Source organism: Ruegeria sp. N11 (assembly GCF_056531525.1).
Map to the genome: position 1 here is coordinate 67,192 of NZ_JBQFLX010000004.1, position 15,704 is coordinate 82,895.

Here is a 15,704-nt window from a genome sequence, read left to right on the forward strand (position 1 = left end):
CCAGAAATTTTTTCAAGCCTTCATTTTGTTTCAATCAAGACCGCCCCGGCGCGATGTCCGGTCGCGACCAATTCGTGCGCCGCCGGGCACTCGTCCATAGAAAATACCTGTTGGATTGGGCAATTTAAGGCACCTGCCTCAAGTGCGGTATGGAGTTTTTCGATTGCAGCAGAACGGGAGGCCATGGGCAATAGATAAACCAGGATGGTCTCCAGCGTGACCGCTTTGAACATCAGAGGGTAGAAGGGCAGAACGGGAAGCATTTCCTTGGCGGACCCAAAAGTGTTGATCCGTCCGTTTTCCGCGATGACTGCCGTGTTCGTCTCGACGTTCCGGCCAAACTCGACATCGACGATTCGGGCGATTGGGCGTCCGTTGTTGGCTTGCAGAATTTGATCCGCGAGGTCTGGGGCATTGTAGTCCAGAACCGCATCTGCTCCGGCCTGCAAAACCCTTTCGAAACTGCCTGGACCGGACGTGGCGATGACATGGGCGCCGCCCCACTTTGCCAGTTGAACGGCCAGATGGCCGACCGTGCCAGCGCCGCCGTGAACCAGCAGGCTTTGCCCTGCGATGTCTCCGCCGGAGAATACGGCGTGGCATGCTGTCAGGCCCGGAATGCCCAGTACGGCTCCGGTTTCGAAAGACACGGAATCGGGCAGCGGCACGGCTTGCTCGGCCGGCAGCGTGATCTCAGTGGCGGCTGTGCCGAACGGCCGCTGCCACTGGCCGTTCCAGAGCCAGACGCGTTTACCAATCCTTGAGGTTGGGACTCCCTCGCCAACCGCTGCGATAACACCGGACCCGTCGCTGTGCGGGATGATCACCGGGAACGGCGGCTTGGTCACGCCGGGTCTGCTTCCGGCGCGGGCTTTGACATCAGAAGGATTGACGCCTGAAAACGCCAGGTCGACTGTGACTTCTCCGACACCCGGAGCGGTTGAGGGCACATCCTGTACTTTCAGAACGTCGCCTGCGGAACCAAAGGCGCTATAAGTCACGGCTTTCATGGTCTTCCCTTCTTGTTTTGTCGCAACAGTAGCCGGGACGGCGTGAATTGCCAGCCCCAGTAAAGGATTGGGAGCGACAGGTACGGTGGCTTCCTTGTTTTGCCGCAGGCCAGTTGCAATTGAATTTCAGTTGCACAAAGTGTTAATTAAGGTAATGAAATAACTAATAAAAAATGGAAATCGCATTGAAAATGGGGATTTCAGGGATTAGCTGTCGGACATCCGCAAGACACGTGCCAAGGAGGCTCAGAAATGCAATTGAATTCCAAAGTTTCAGACGCCCTGAACCGTCAGATCAACAATGAGCTTCACGCCTCGTATTCTTATCTTGCGATGGCCGCTTATTTCGAATCCCAGGATCTGCCAGGCTTTGCACAGTGGTTCAAAAGCCAGTCGGCAGAGGAAAACGCACACGCAATGCGTATCTTCGAGTTTCTGGCCAAGCGCGGGGGGCGGATAGAGATTGACGGGATTGCCAAACCCCAGGTGGATTTTGGCTCGCCGGTTGATGTGTTGGAAGCGGCGCTGGCGCAGGAGAAGACTGTAACAGGTCAAATCAATGCGTTGTTCGAACTGGCGCAGGAAGTCAGGGAGTTCAGCACCCAGAACATGTTGAACTGGTTTCTGGACGAACAGATCGAGGAAGAGGATCTGATAGGTCAGGTGTTGGACAAGGCAAAGGCCGCCAACGGTGATCGCTGGCACCTTTTGATGCTGGATCAGGAGCTTGGCGCTCGCGGCGTTGGCGACCCGGAATAGACGTCGGCGAAAGGGCTATTCCCGGATTTCTGCAGGATCAACGCCCCACAGGTTACCTTTCAGCGTCCAGCCGCGATAGCCACCGGCCGAGACGCGGCACCAGTCAACCGTGCAGGTTCCAAGGCGGGCCACGACGCCCGCTTCGAAATGAGCGCTGACCTGTGAGCCGGAGTCGGGACTGGAATAGACCGGCAGCATGTCGCTTTCGATCAGAACGGTCCGTACGCCTGACAACAGGGCGTAGTGGACCCAACCTCCGGCGCCGTCGCGATCCTGAACCTTGCGCCAGTTTCCGTATTCGGCAGTGATCTGCAACGGCATCCCGCGCCGCTTGAACACCCAATCGATTCGATGGGTCAGCGATGGCCCGCGGCGTACATTCCCTTCTGCGGCTTTCATCGACACATAACGTGGCAACGGCAGGTTGGTGACGGGGCCGCGTTTGTCCTGCGCGCTGGCCGCCAATGTGCCGAACACGATCAGAAATACAGACAGGACCGCCAGAACCGGGCGTTTTACCGATAGAAAACCACTCACCGAATGCCTGCTCTTATACCTGTTCAACGGGTTTCGAAAAAAGGTCGACTCAATGGCCGTGGGGTTCTTGTGCCCCGCCTTATCCTGCGCCACGATGACATGGCGCGCGCACGTTTGCAAAGCAGTGGGAGGGCGAAAGTGCCAAGAGAACGTCTGAGTGTTGTCGTTACGCGACGGTTGCCAGAGGCAGTGGAAACCCGATTGAGCGAGCTGTTTGATGTGCGCCTGCGGGACGATGATACACCCATGACCCGCGACGAGCTTGTCGCGGCCGTGAAAGAGGCGGATGTCCTTGTCCCGACGGTCACGGATACCATTGACGGCGGACTGCTGGGGCAGGCGGGTGAAAACCTGCGGCTGATCGCAAATTATGGCGCCGGCGTCGATAATATCGATGTCGCGACGGCGCGGCAGCGTGGGATACTGGTCTCGAACACCCCCGGTGTTCTGACCGATGATACCGCGGATATGACAATGGCGCTGATATTGGCCGTCACACGCCGTATCCCCGAGGGGCTGGCGATCATGCAAAAGGGCGATTGGACGGGATGGGCGCCCACGGCATTCCTTGGAGGGCGGATCGGCGGTCGCCGGCTTGGCATCCTCGGCATGGGCCGGATCGGTCAGGCTGTCGCGCGCCGTGCCGCCGCGTTCGGAATGCAGGTGCATTACCACAACCGCCGCAGGCTGCGCCCCGAGACCGAAGAAGAACTTGAAGCGACCTATTGGGAGAGCCTGGACCAGATGGTGTCGCGGATGGATGTCATCTCGGTCAACTGCCCGTCGACCCCGTCAAGTTTTCATCTGATGAACGCACGTCGTCTGAAACTGATGAAACCGTCGGCCGTTCTTGTGAACACGTCGCGCGGTGAAGTGGTCGATGAAAATGCGCTGACCCGCATGATCCGGTCAGGCGAAATCGCGGGGGCAGGGTTGGATGTCTACGAACATGGAACCGACGTCAATCCGCGCCTGAGGCAACTGCCCAATGTTGTCCTGTTGCCGCACATGGGGTCCGCCACGCTGGAGGGGCGCATTGAGATGGGCGAGAAGGTCATCATCAATATCAAAACCTTCGAGGACGGGCATCGGCCACCGGATCAGGTGGTGCCATCAATGCTTTGACAAAATGACGCCCCGGTCGGAAAGGCCGGGGCGATCGTGTATTTCATCATTATTAGATTGAGAGGACACTATGAAAGGTGGAATGATTTCAGGACTGCTTCTGTCTGTGGCTGTCTCGACCACTTCGGTATTCGCTCAGGAAACTGCGGACGCGGTGTCGCCCGAGGCGGCGACCGAAGGTGAGGCGCAGGCGCTGACCGCTGAGGTGATCGCAGCGCTTGAAGCGAAGATGGCCGGGGCCCCGGTTGAAGCGCAAGACTGGATGGTGGCCGCCGCCAACCCGCTTGCGGTCGAGGCGGGCGCGCGGGTGCTGCGCGACGGGGGCACGGCGGCGGACGCGATGGTTGCCGTTCAGGTCGTCCTGGGATTGGTCGAGCCGCAATCGTCAGGTCTGGGCGGTGGCGCCTTTCTGGTCTGGTACGATGCGGCCAGCGGTCAGCTGACCACTCTGGACGGGCGTGAAACTGCACCGCTCGCGGCAAGACCCACGCTGTTTCAGGACGAAAACGGAGAGCCGCTGAAGTTCTTCGATGCCGTTGTCAGTGGCCTTTCTGTGGGAACGCCCGGTACGCCTGCCTTGCTCGAAGAAGCGCATCGGCGCTGGGGGCGCAGCTCATGGCCCTCGTTGTTCAAGGACGGCATCGCGCTGGCCGATGACGGATTTCTGGTGTCGCCTCGATTGGCGGCTTTGGTCGCGAACGACGCCGAGAGGCTGGCGCGTTTTCCTGCTACGGCCGAATATTTCCTGCCCGGTGGGGCACCTTTGGAACAGGGGCAGCGGCTGACAAATCCGGCATATGCCGAAACGCTTCGCACTTTGGCAAGTGAAGGCTCAGCCGGGTTTTACGGTGGCGATATTGCTGCGGGCATCGTGAACACAGTCCGCTCGGCGCCGGGCAATCCGGGTGTGTTGTCCGGGGTCGACCTCGCGCTCTATCAGGTGGTCGAGCGCGCGCCGGTTTGCGCGGCCTACCGGGCCTATGAGGTCTGCGGCATGGGCCCGCCATCATCAGGTGCCCTGACGGTCGGGCAAATTCTGGGAATGCTGGACGGCTACGATCTGGCTGGCCTCGGGCCGGAAAACCCCGAAGCGTGGCGATTGATCGGTGACGCCTCGAGACTGGCATTTGCCGATCGCGGTCGCTACATGGCTGACAGCGATTTCGTCCCGGTGCCGACCGCCGGTCTGGTGGACCCGGACTATCTTTCCCAGCGCGGTTCGCTGCTGAACCAGGAAGGTACCCTGACCGAGGCAACACCCGGCAAGCCCGAGTTCGACCACGCCCTGAACCTGGCGGATGATGTTTCTCTGGAGCTGCCGTCGACGTCGCATATCTCGATCGTTGACCGGTATGGAAATGTGCTGTCGATGACGACAACGATCGAAAACGGCTTTGGCTCACGGCTGATGACAAACGGCTTCCTGCTGAACAATGAACTGACGGATTTCTCGTTCCGAACGCACAAGGACGGCGTCCCGATTGCCAACCGGCTTGAACCCGGCAAACGCCCCCGCTCGTCGATGAGCCCGACCATCGTCATGCAGGACGGTGCTCCGGTGCTGGCCATAGGCTCGCCTGGCGGCAGCCGCATCATCGGGTATGTCGCCAAATCGATCATCGCCTGGGCCGATTGGGGCATGGATGTGCAGCAGGCAGTGTCCTTGCCGCATCTGGTCAACCGTTTTGGGACCTATGATGTCGAGTTGGGCACCGGTGCAGAAGGTTTCCTGGATGCCCTGACCGAGCTGGGTTTCGAAGTGAATGCCCGGGATCTGACCTCGGGCCTGCATGCTATCGAAATCGGAGAGGTGCTGATCGGTGGCGCAGACCCGCGTCGTGAAGGTATCGCGCTGGGTGAATAACCGGGCGACAGAAAGGAAAGACCATGGTGCAGGCAAACGCTTTGCCCCGGAATGAGGACGGGATTGCAACCGCAATCGGTATCCTGAAACAGACATTCGGGGACCGGCTGCAAACGGGTGATGCCATCCGCGATCGGCATGGGCATACAACGACCTGGATAGAAAACCAGCCGCCGGACGCGGTGGTCTTTCCACACTCAACCGCAGAAGTCTCGGATATCGTCAGCACCTGTGCGCTTCACAAAGTGCCGGTGATTGCATTTGGAACCGGCACTTCGCTGGAAGGGCACGTGAACGCGCCCGCAGGTGGGGTTTGTGTTGATCTGAGCCAGATGAACAAGATACTGGCCGTCAATGCCGGTGATCTGGACTGTCTTGTGCAACCCGGTGTCACGCGTGAGGATCTGAATACGTATCTGCGGGATCAGGGCCTGTTTTTTCCCATCGACCCGGGGGCGAATGCCTCGCTGGGCGGGATGGCTGCGACCCGCGCGTCAGGCACAAATGCCGTCCGCTACGGCACGATGAAGGACAATATACTCAGCCTCGAGGCCGTGATGCCGGATGGGCGGATCATTCGTACCGGCCACAGGGCCAAAAAGTCCTCGGCCGGATATGACCTGACCCGGCTGCTGATCGGGGCCGAGGGCACCTTGGGCATCATCACCGAACTGACGCTGCGCCTTCAGGGCATCCCCGAGGCGATCAGTTCAGCCCGGTGTTCCTTTCCCTCCGTCGATGCGGCCTGTCAGGCCGTCATGATGACCATCCAATACGGCATCCCCGTGGCCAGGATCGAATTGCTGGATGAGTTGTCGGTCAAGGCGGCCAATGCCTATTCCGGCCTGGCTCTCCCTGAAACACCGCTCTTGCTGCTCGAGTTTCACGGGTCCGAATCCGGTGCCATCGAACAGGCCGAAACCTTCGGACACATCGCGGATGAGTTTGGCGGTACCGATTTCGCCGCAACCTCGACCACGGAAGAACGTAACAGGCTTTGGCAGGCCCGCCACGACATGTACTGGGCGTGTCTGCAGTTACGACCCGGCACAAGTGGTATTTCGACCGATGTCTGCGTCCCGATCTCGCGTCTCTCCGAATGTGTGACTGCCACGCAGGCCAAAGCGGCCGAGTTGGGCCTGGTCGCGCCGATGGTAGGGCATGTCGGGGACGGCAACTTCCACACTCTGTTGTTGATCGACATGGACAATGCAGCCGAGGTGTCCAATGCTGAACAATTCGTCGGCTGGCTGAATGATCTGGCCATCTCTATGGACGGAACTTGCACGGGTGAACATGGCATCGGGCAAGGCAAGCGACCCTACCTTCATCGAGAGCTCGGGCCTGCGTTGGATTACATGGCCGCAATCAAATCTGCTTTGGATCCGGACAATATCATGAACCCGGGCAAGATATTGTGAGCGGCCCTGCCGCTTCATCTTTTCCCAAATACTCAAATTCAACGATCTTCAGCTGACCGAACTTCTGTTGTTCGTGCACTAAGGTCGGTTTTGTCCGTTTTTGCGTCGGATGGACTTTGCGGTCAGATGCGCCATTCGTCATAAACCATGCCAAACAGATTCATTCCGGAGAGCGGGCACATGAAAACCCAAGTCAAAGCACTGGTCGTTGGCGGCGGCGCCGTCGGCACCTCGATTGCGTATCATCTGGCCAAGGCGGGCTGGGACGATGTGATGCTGATCGAGCGGGACGAATTGACGTCCGGATCGACCTGGCACGCCGCCGGTCTGCTGCCGCTGTTCAACATGTCCTATGCGACAACTCACATCCACAAATACTCGGTCGATTTCTACAAGACGCTCGAGGAGGAAACCGGCCTGAACGCAGGTTTCGCCGTGGTCGGCAACCTGCGCATGGCGCAAACGCAAGAGCGTATGGACGAATACATGCTCTATGCGTCCACAGCCGAAACCTGCGACGTCGCCTACGAGTGGCTGACACCCGAGCAGATCAAGGAACGCTGGCCGCTGATCGAGACCTCGGACCTGAAGGGTGCGATCTACCACACCGAAGACGGCTACATAAACCCTGCGGACGTAACACAGGCGATGGCCAAGGGGGCCCGTCAGCGTGGCGTAGACATCGTGCGCAAGATGCAGGCCGACGCGTTCCACTGGAACGGCACCCATTGGGAAGTCACCTGCACCAAAATGGTGGAAAAGGGTGGCAACCTTGTCGAAAGCGACGAGAAGGTCGTGATCACAGCCGAGCATGTCGTGACCGCATCGGGCAACCACGCACAGCGCACCGCCAAGATGCTGGGCATCAAGATGCCCGCGATTCCGGTCGAACACACTTTCATCGTCATGGACAAGGACCCTGAGCTGGGCAAATGGCGTGAAGCGGGCAACCCGGAACACCCCGTCGTGCGCGACGCGGACAACGAATCCTATGCGCGTGAAGAACGTGGCGGCTGGATTCTGGGTATCTATGAGCACGGCGCACCCGCGCGCTTTGAACATGGCGTGCCGGACAGCTTCCGTGCCGACCTGTTCCCGCTGGATCTGGACCGGATCGCGGATCAGTACATGGCAATGGCCGAACGTGTGCCGTCCTGTGCCGAATCCGGTCTGAAAGACGATTTCAACGGCCCGATCTGCTACACCCCTGACGGCAACCCGCTGGTCGGTCCGGCACCGGGCTTGCGCAACATGTGGCTGGCCGAAGGTTTCTCGTTCGGTATCACCGCCGCGGGCGGCACCGGCTATTATCTGGCTCAGATGATGGTCGATGGCGAAGCCGAGATCGACATGGCCTCGCTGGACCCGAAACGCTATTCGTCGAACTGGATGACCACCGAGTTCGCGGCGCGCAAGAACGAAGAGTGTTATGAGCACGTCTACATCCTGCACCACCCGGATGAAGAGCGTGAAGCCTGCCGTCCGCTGCGTACCGTTCCGGCCTATGATCGGCAGAAAGCACGTGGCGCACAGTTCGGATGGGTCAACGGGTGGGAACGCCCGAACTATTTCGGCCCCGTCGATGCACCTGACAACTTCGACAAGGAAAGCCGCTCGTTCCGCCGTGGTGGCTGGTGGCAACATGCCGTCGAAGAAGCCAAGGCGATCCGCGAAGGCGTTGGCCTGATCGACGCGTCGGCCTTCACCAAGCATGTCGTCAAAGGCCCCGGTGCGACGCAATTCCTGGATTGGTTCACCTGCAACAAGCTGCCCAAGGTCGGTCGTATCAACCTGACCTACGCGCTGACGTCGCACGGCACCACCCGCACCGAGTACACCATCGTCCGCAATGGCGAGAATAACTACTACATCGTCTCGGCCGGTGCCTGGACCGAGTACGACGCCGACTACCTGCGAAAAGCGGCCGAGGACAAGATGGAGGAGTTCGGTTACATCGAGATCCAGGACGTGACCACCCAGTGGGGCGTCTTCGCCATCGCCGGGCCCAAGTCGCGCGACGTGCTGAAAGAGGTCATCAAAGACGCCGATCCGGAAACCGCTCTGTCCAACAAGCGTTTCCCGTGGCTATCGGCCCGTCAGATCGAACTGGGTATGTGCCCGGTCAACGCGATCCGTGTGGCCTATACCGGTGAGCTGGGCTGGGAACTGCACCACCCGATCGAGATGCAGAACTACCTGTTCGACCTGCTGGAAAAAGCTGGTGAGAAGCACGGTATGAAGCTGGTCGGTGCACGCGCTCAGAACTGGCTGCGTCAGGAGAAATCCTATCGCGCCTTCGGCACCGAACTGGGCCGCGATGCAACCCCGCTGGAAGCCGATCTGCCGCGTTTTGTTGACCTGTCCAAGGACTTCTACGGCAAGGCCAAGCTGGAAGAGACCGGCGTGCGCGTGAAATGCTGCACCCTGCTGATCGACGGCCCGGACGATGCCGACCCGTGGGGCCGCGAGGCGCTGTACACGCCGGAAGGTGAGCGCGTGGGTCGTCTAACCTCGGGCGGCTACTCGGTGGCCTTCGAGAAATCCATCGGCATGGGCTATGTGAAGCCCGAATTGGCGGTCGAAGGCACCAAGCTGCAGGTCAAAATTCAGGACAAGCTGTGGGATGCGGTCGTAACCTGCGACAGCCCCTACGATCCGAAAAACGAAACCATCCGCAAGGACGGTTAAGTAAGAACCACGGGCGGTGCACCTGAAGTGCGCCGCCTTTTGTGCTGGGCTTATAGGGTAACTTGTTGTTACTTAATGGAAAGTTCGTCGAAACATTCCAATGCCTTGGCCGCGTACATCATGGATGGTCCACCGCCCATCTGGATGGCCATTGAAAGCACGTCCGAGACTTCGTCGCGTGAAGCCCCGGCTTTCACAAGGGCTTCTGTGTGCAATGAGATGCAGGGTTCACAGCGCACGGCGATCGACATCCCAAGGGCGATGAATTCCTTGATCTTGTAGTCCAACGCACCGCCTTCTTTGACAGATTTTCCCAACGCGCCGAAGGCGCGCGCCGTGTCGGGAATCGCCCCATTCAGGTTGCGCAAACCGGTTCGGGTTTCAGACAGTTTTGTCGTCCAGGTCATTGACGTTCTCCGTTATATACAAAAAACGGAATATATCGAAGTTCACCACTAGACTTTGATCTTGATCAGTTGCCGCGTTTATCCGCAATGAAGGCTAGATTATTTGCAGGCAACTCCACTCTTTCGACAACACTCAATCCTTGCCCTTCCATGAATTCAGCGATGTCATCATCGTTTTTGTACCCGATTTCAGGGTCTTGCTGGAAAAGGGCGTCATGAAAGCGTTGGTCACCGTCGCTGGTCAGGGTACCGGAACGCTTGAACGGGCCATAAAGGACAAAACGCCCATTTACGCACAGCGCCAGGGCGACTTCCGTCAGAAGCGTCTTTGTTTCGTCCCAACTGATAAGGTGAAGCAGGTTGATCAGGACCACAAGGTCGAGCTCTGCAAACTGCCTGTGCCAGCCTTCTGTTGTGGCATCCAGATGTGCGGCCTTCGATACGTTGGCCAGGGCCGTTGTATAGGCGTCGATGCTGGTGCGGCGAACAGGATCAACTTCGGTCGGTTGCCAATTGACTTCGGGCAGGGTGGCCGCAAAGGCGCTGACATGCTGGCCGGTGCCGCTGGCAATCTCAAGCGCGGAACCTGAACGCGGTGCCCATTGCAGCAACAGGTCGCAAAGAACACCGCTGTTTCGGCTCGCGGCCGGAGCAACCAATTTTCCGCCGGCCTCCGGCGTCGCAACGCTCGCGTTCGAGGGCAATTTGCGGAGGGTCATGCGTAAAACCTCGCCGGGCTCAAAGCGGCGACTGTTTCCTGATCCAGTTCGGGGGCGGCGCCTGTTGTCAGATCCGCGACAAGCTGTGATGCAGCGGGTGCGGTCTGAAACCCGTAACCGCCCTGACCGACGGACCAGACGAACGAGGGGTCGCCGGGATCAGGCCCCAGAACCAGAGTTCCGTCCGGGGCAAAGCTGCGCAATCCCGCCCAGTTCGCCAAAACCCGGTTGACGGGTTCCGTGACCATCGCTTCATACCGGGCCAACCCTTCAGCCAGAACCATGTCATCGGCATAGGCATCGTGGGGGGCGACGGGATCAGCCTCGCTAGGGGACACGATAAGGTTTCCCGCGTCCGGCTTGGCATACCAGCTGTCGCCGGCACCCAGCATCATGGGCCAGCCGCGCAGGTCATATCCGCCCGGCGCAGGAATGCGGGCCATCGATCTGCGATACGGCGTGATGCCGAGCGGTGCGATCCCGGCCAGTTCCGCGATTTCATCAGCCCATGCGCCAGCGGCATTGACCAGCATCCGGGCCTGATAAACCTGATCTGCCTTTATTTCCCAATGCCGGGGCTTGCTGATTGCATTGACCTTGCGCCTGGTCAGAATTTGGCCGCCGTTCTTTCGTATGGTTCGGGCAAAGTCCTGCAACAACCGGTCCGTGTCGATGTCAAACGCGGCATGACCAACTGCCGCGAATGCCAGCGTGTCCGGGTCCAGGATCGGGACACGGGCCAAGGCGTCTTCCGTGGAAATCGGCGCCACGCTCAGGTTTTCGGCATCTTTCCTGAATTCTTCGGCCTGATGGGGTGCCGCAACCAGCATGATCCCCCGAGGTGTCAGATAACCGCCGTTATCGGATTGCAGAAACTGCGCACCGGCCCTGTTCAACGCGACCACCGACGGTGGCCCATAGCTTTCTTCGAACAGGGCAGCCGACCGACCCGAAGCGTGATACCCCAGCGCGTCTTCCGCTTCCAGCACGGTGACAGAGCCAAATTGCGACAGGCGTGCGCCCGCGCTCAGACCGGCGATGCCGCCGCCAATGATCAGAAAATCAATCAACTCGTTTTACCCGTCTGAATCGATGTTTATGGAACACAACCCGTGAAGCGGGGTCAGGTCATTCAAGCAGGCTTGAATTTGCGCTTCAACCCATTCAAACAGTGGGCAATCAGATAAAGGGAGGGCAGGGTGAACGCCGCAGAATTACACCCGATGGCCACGGGACATATTCCGTCCTACGTGACACAGGCAGACGGAAGCGATTTTCTTTTCACTTTCATGCTGGTTTTTACTGTTGTCGTGATTGTTTTGCTTGGGGTTGCATATTTCACCCTGCATTCGATCCCCGAGAAAATTGCACACCAGTCCAACCATCCGCAATTTCAGCTAGTGGGTATTCTGGCGCTGCTGGCGTTGTTCACTCATAACGGTCTGTTCTGGGTCGCGGCGATCCTTGTGGCCGGGTTTCAGTTCCCGGATTTTGCTGCACCCCTGCGTGGAATTGCCGATGCCATCCGGTCCCTGGCGCCGCAGCGCGCGCCGGAACCACCCGCGCCACAACCGGCACAAGAACCGCAGCAGGAGCACTAATTCATGCTTGAGACATTGATGTGTGCGCTGGTCACGGTGCTGCCGGATTATCTGTTTCGACGCTATGTTCAGGGCAAGCGGATCGGACACGAGATCACACTGTTCACCATGTGGTACGAACTGCGCTGGGGTCTGACCACATGTGCCATTCTGGCGCTGACCGTGATCACCACCCTGTTTTATTTTCATCCCGCCAGCAGCACGGCGGCGTCCTATTTCCGCACTGTCACCATCCTGCCGCAACTGGGCGGGCGCGTATCCGAAGTTTACGTTCGAAACAACGAACAGGTCACGGCCGGTCAACCGATCTTCCGGATCGAGGATCTGACCCAGACCGCGCAGGTCGAGGCGGCGCATGCCGAAATCGCGCAGGTTCAGGCCTCGCTGAAAGTCGCGCAAACCGATCTGGCCGAGGCGGAAGCCGGGATTGCCGGCGCAAAGGCCGCGCTTGATCAGGCGCTGGAGGATCTTGAGCGCAATACAACCCTGCGCGACGAAGGATCAAGCGCTGTGCGTCTGGCCGAAATCGACCGCCTGGAAAACCTGGTGGCCGAGCGTGAAGCCCAAATGACAGCAGCCCAATCCCGGCGCGCTGCGGTCGTGCAACAGATCGAAGAGTTGATTCCCGCGCAATTGGCCAGCGCCAATGCACAATTGGACGCCGCCCTGACCGAGCTGGATAAAACCGTCATCAATGCCGGGGTTACGGGCCGCGTCGAACAGTTCGGATTGCAGGTCGGCGACTATGTCAGCCCGCTGCTGCGCCCGGCTGGTATTCTGGTTCCGTCCTCGTCCGGTCATGACCGGTTCCAGGCGGCCTTCAATCAGCTGTCCGCACAGGTCATCAAGCCGGGCATGATCGGAGAGCTTGGCTGCATGACCAAACCGTTTACGGTGATCCCGATGGTCGTGGTCGAGGTGCAGGACGTGATCCCCTCGGGTCAGATCCGCCCCTCGGACGAATTGCGTGATGTGCAGACCAATACGGTGCCGGGGTCGATCCTTGTCTATCTCGAACCCCTGTACAAAGGCATGGCGGACGACATTCCGGCCGGCAGCAACTGTCTGGCAAATGTGTACACGGACAACCACGAGCGGCTGGAGCATGAAGACCTGGGTTTCTGGGAGGCTGCGTTTCTGCATGTCGTCGACACGATCGGTGTCGTCCACGCGGCAGGCCTGCGTCTGCGACTGATCCTGATGCCGGTCAACACGCTGGTTCTGAGCGGGCACTGAGCAATCAGCTTGCCGGTTAACGCGCAACGGCCGGTCTCGCGGCAGCGTTTCGCGTTCCGTTCAGGAGCTGTCTCCGACGTTGGCTTTGGTGTCCAAAAAGGCTGGAACCAGCCAATCGCCAGGGTCCGCAAGCACGCTGGCGAACGACAGCCAGTAAGGGTCGGGCTGTGCTTGGGGCGATGGGGAACAGTCGCCAACTGAAATCAGGTCCTGCTGTATTCTGGCGATCTGCCGTGCCGTAGCTGCCACGGAAACAAAAAAGGGTTGGCCCGAGGGCCAACCCCAATGTTTCAATCTTACAGTGTTTACTGCGGAATCTCACCTTCCAGACCTTCGACATAGAAGTTCATACCGGCCAGAGTACCGTCATCGGCCACTTCACCTTCGGCCAGCCAGTCGCTGCCGTCCTGCTTTTTCAGCGGGCCGGTGAACGGGTGGTAGCTGCCGTCAGCAATGGCTGCCTTCATGGCCAGCGCTTCCTCTTTCACGTCGGCAGGCACTGCGTCCGAGATTTCGCCAATCTCAACCATGCCTTCCTTGATGCCGTCCCAGGTGTTCACGGTTTCCCACGATCCATCCATAACGGCCTGGGTGCGCGCGATGTAGTAGGGCGCCCAGTTGTCGATGATCGAGGATACGCGTGGCTTCGGGGCGTATTCGCTCATGTCCGAGGCCTGACCGAACGTGATGACATTGCCTGCCTCTTGCGCGGCCGCCTGCGGCGCGGTCGAGTCGGTATGCTGCAGGATCACGTCCGCGCCCTGTTCGATCAGAACAGTGGCCGCGTCGGCCTCTTTCGCCGGGTCGAACCAAGTGTAGGCCCAGACAATTTTGAAATCGACATCCGGGTTCACCTTCTTGGCATGGATGTAGGCTGAGTTGATGCCGCGGATCACTTCGGGGATCGGGTACGAGCCGATGTAACCGACGATGTTCGACTGGGTCATTTTCCCTGCGATGTGGCCCTGAACGGCGCGGCCTTCATAAAAGCGTGCCGAATAGACCGAGACGTTGTCGGCAGTCTTGTAGCCGGTTGCGTGCTCGAACTTCACGTTCGGGAATTTCTTGGCCACGTTGATGGTCGGGTCCATGTAGCCGAACGAGGTGGTAAAGATCAGGTCAGCACCTTCCAGCGCCATCTGAGTCATCACACGCTCGGCGTCCGGGCCTTCGGGCACCGATTCAACAAATACGGTTTCGACCTTGTCACCGAAATGCTCCTCAACGGCCAGACGGCCCTTGTTGTGTTCATAGGTCCAGCCGCCGTCGCCCACGGGGCCGACATAAACAAACCCGACCTTGGTTTTGTCTTCGGCCATGGCGCTTGTCGCCAGACCCAGCGCCATGGCGGCGCTTGTCAGAAGTGTTGTGAATTTCATTTAGTTACTCCCCAAGTTGGTTCAGTTGGCCCCGTCTAGTGCGAGGCATGGAAGGTCCGGCCCAGTGAGGCAGGTGCGCTGCTCTTGTCGGCCGAAAGGATCACAAGCACAAGGATCGTGATGATGTATGGCGACATTGCCAGATACTCGACTGGAATGGCAACGCCCGCTGCCTGCAGATTAAGCTGCAACACCGTGATTCCGCCAAACAAATAAGCACCCAGCAATGCACGCCACGGCTTCCAGCTTGCGAACACGACCAAAGCCAGAGCAATCCAGCCAACACCGGCGGTCATGCCCTCGGTCCACTGCGGAACACGGATCAGGCTGATGTACGCGCCGCCAAGTCCGGCACAGGCTCCGCCGAACAGGATCGCCATGATGCGGATCTTGATGACCTTGTAGCCCAGGGCGTGCGCCGCATCGTGGTTTTCACCCACCGCGCGCAGGATCAGACCAACACGGGTGTATTTCAGCGTGGCCCAGACGGCGGCCGTCAGAGCGATGCCGACATATAGGATCGGATCGTGCTGGAACAGGATCGGGCCAATGACCGGGATATCGCTCAGAACAGGGATATGGATGTCGCCCATGCTGGGCGGTTTGATCCCTACATAGCTCTGCCCCATCAATGCACTGAACCCTAGACCGAACAGCGTCAGCGCAAGGCCACTGGCGACCTGATTGGCCAGCGCCACCTGCGTCAGCAGGACGAACAGAAGGGACAGAACGGCGCCGCCGATGGCAGCCGCGATGAATCCCAGCCAAGGCGAGCCGGTTTCGACCGAGATTGCAAAACCGCTGATCGCGCCCACAATCATCATGCCTTCAACGCCAAGGTTCAGAACACCAGCCTTTTCGACGACAAGCTCTCCGATCGCGGCCAGAAGCAGTGGGGTTGCGGCTACCATCAGCGAGGCGACCAGAAGTACGGGATTGATTTCACCAAGGTCCATGG

The 15,704-nt window shown here is 59.2% G+C and carries 14 protein-coding genes; 7 read left to right on the forward strand and 7 right to left on the reverse strand.

Going from position 1 to position 15,704, the window contains the following annotated elements; all coding sequences use genetic code 11:
- Positions 1 to 20: 20 nt before the first annotated feature.
- Positions 21 to 1,010 carry an NADPH:quinone reductase gene (locus ACR0J8_RS05390; protein ID WP_480889079.1) on the reverse strand — a complete coding sequence of 330 codons (990 nt, stop codon included), beginning with the start codon at positions 1,008 to 1,010 and terminating at the stop codon, positions 21 to 23.
- Positions 1,011 to 1,262: 252 nt separating this feature from the next.
- Here ACR0J8_RS05390 and ACR0J8_RS05395 point away from each other — a divergent pair, with 252 nt between their 5' ends.
- Positions 1,263 to 1,769 carry a ferritin gene (locus tag ACR0J8_RS05395; protein ID WP_480524145.1) on the forward strand — a complete coding sequence of 169 codons (507 nt, stop codon included), beginning with the start codon at positions 1,263 to 1,265 and terminating at the stop codon, positions 1,767 to 1,769.
- 15 nt (positions 1,770 to 1,784) lie between these two features.
- On the opposite strand, the gene ACR0J8_RS05400 is transcribed toward ACR0J8_RS05395, so the two are convergent.
- Complete coding sequence (locus tag ACR0J8_RS05400; protein ID WP_480889081.1) at positions 1,785 to 2,306, reverse strand: SH3 domain-containing protein; 522 nt, start codon at positions 2,304 to 2,306, stop codon at positions 1,785 to 1,787.
- Positions 2,307 to 2,444: 138 nt separating this feature from the next.
- On the opposite strand from ACR0J8_RS05400, the gene ACR0J8_RS05405 reads away from it, so the two are divergent.
- From ACR0J8_RS05405 to ACR0J8_RS05420, 4 genes are all read left to right on the forward strand, one after another.
- Positions 2,445 to 3,431, forward strand: a complete 987-nt coding sequence (locus tag ACR0J8_RS05405; RefSeq protein ID WP_480524148.1) for a 2-hydroxyacid dehydrogenase — start codon at positions 2,445 to 2,447, stop codon at positions 3,429 to 3,431.
- Between the two features lie 82 nt (positions 3,432 to 3,513).
- Complete coding sequence (ggt, locus tag ACR0J8_RS05410) at positions 3,514 to 5,295, forward strand: gamma-glutamyltransferase (RefSeq protein WP_480524150.1); 1,782 nt, start codon at positions 3,514 to 3,516, stop codon at positions 5,293 to 5,295.
- Between the two features lie 23 nt (positions 5,296 to 5,318).
- Positions 5,319 to 6,716 (forward strand): FAD-binding oxidoreductase, encoded by a 1,398-nt coding sequence (locus tag ACR0J8_RS05415; RefSeq protein ID WP_480889084.1) that lies wholly within the window; start codon positions 5,319 to 5,321, stop codon positions 6,714 to 6,716.
- Between the two features lie 180 nt (positions 6,717 to 6,896).
- On the forward strand, positions 6,897 to 9,404 hold the full coding sequence (locus ACR0J8_RS05420; RefSeq protein ID WP_480524154.1) for a GcvT family protein: 2,508 nt from the start codon (positions 6,897 to 6,899) through the stop codon (positions 9,402 to 9,404).
- Between the two features lie 68 nt (positions 9,405 to 9,472).
- On the opposite strand, the gene ACR0J8_RS05425 is transcribed toward ACR0J8_RS05420, so the two are convergent.
- The 3 genes from ACR0J8_RS05425 to ACR0J8_RS05435 all read right to left on the reverse strand — a co-directional run bounded on the left by ACR0J8_RS05425 (position 9,473) and on the right by ACR0J8_RS05435 (position 11,600).
- Positions 9,473 to 9,811 carry a carboxymuconolactone decarboxylase family protein gene (locus tag ACR0J8_RS05425; RefSeq protein WP_480524156.1) on the reverse strand — a complete coding sequence of 113 codons (339 nt, stop codon included), beginning with the start codon at positions 9,809 to 9,811 and terminating at the stop codon, positions 9,473 to 9,475.
- A gap of 65 nt (positions 9,812 to 9,876) precedes the next feature.
- Complete coding sequence (locus tag ACR0J8_RS05430; protein ID WP_480524158.1) at positions 9,877 to 10,530, reverse strand: DUF938 domain-containing protein; 654 nt, start codon at positions 10,528 to 10,530, stop codon at positions 9,877 to 9,879.
- The gene (locus tag ACR0J8_RS05435) at positions 10,527 to 11,600 is read right to left on the reverse strand and encodes an NAD(P)/FAD-dependent oxidoreductase (protein WP_480524160.1); all 1,074 of its coding nucleotides are present in this window, start codon (positions 11,598 to 11,600) and stop codon (positions 10,527 to 10,529) included. Before ACR0J8_RS05435 ends, ACR0J8_RS05430 begins: the two co-directional genes overlap by 4 nt.
- A gap of 129 nt (positions 11,601 to 11,729) precedes the next feature.
- On the opposite strand from ACR0J8_RS05435, the gene ACR0J8_RS05440 reads away from it, so the two are divergent.
- Both ACR0J8_RS05440 and ACR0J8_RS05445 read left to right on the forward strand, forming a co-directional pair.
- The gene (locus ACR0J8_RS05440; RefSeq protein WP_480524162.1) at positions 11,730 to 12,131 is read left to right on the forward strand and encodes a hypothetical protein; all 402 of its coding nucleotides are present in this window, start codon (positions 11,730 to 11,732) and stop codon (positions 12,129 to 12,131) included.
- A gap of 3 nt (positions 12,132 to 12,134) precedes the next feature.
- Positions 12,135 to 13,367, forward strand: coding sequence for an HlyD family secretion protein (locus ACR0J8_RS05445; protein ID WP_480889088.1), 1,233 nt, complete (start codon positions 12,135 to 12,137; stop codon positions 13,365 to 13,367).
- Between the two features lie 305 nt (positions 13,368 to 13,672).
- Here the strand turns inward: ACR0J8_RS05445 and ACR0J8_RS05450 are convergent, their stop codons facing one another.
- Entirely contained in the window at positions 13,673 to 14,746 is a 1,074-nt protein-coding gene (locus ACR0J8_RS05450) for a BMP family ABC transporter substrate-binding protein (RefSeq protein WP_170681068.1), read from the reverse strand.
- Between the two features lie 35 nt (positions 14,747 to 14,781).
- Entirely contained in the window at positions 14,782 to 15,702 is a 921-nt protein-coding gene (locus tag ACR0J8_RS05455; RefSeq protein ID WP_170614853.1) for an ABC transporter permease, read from the reverse strand.
- Between the last annotated feature and the right edge of the window lie 2 nt (positions 15,703 to 15,704).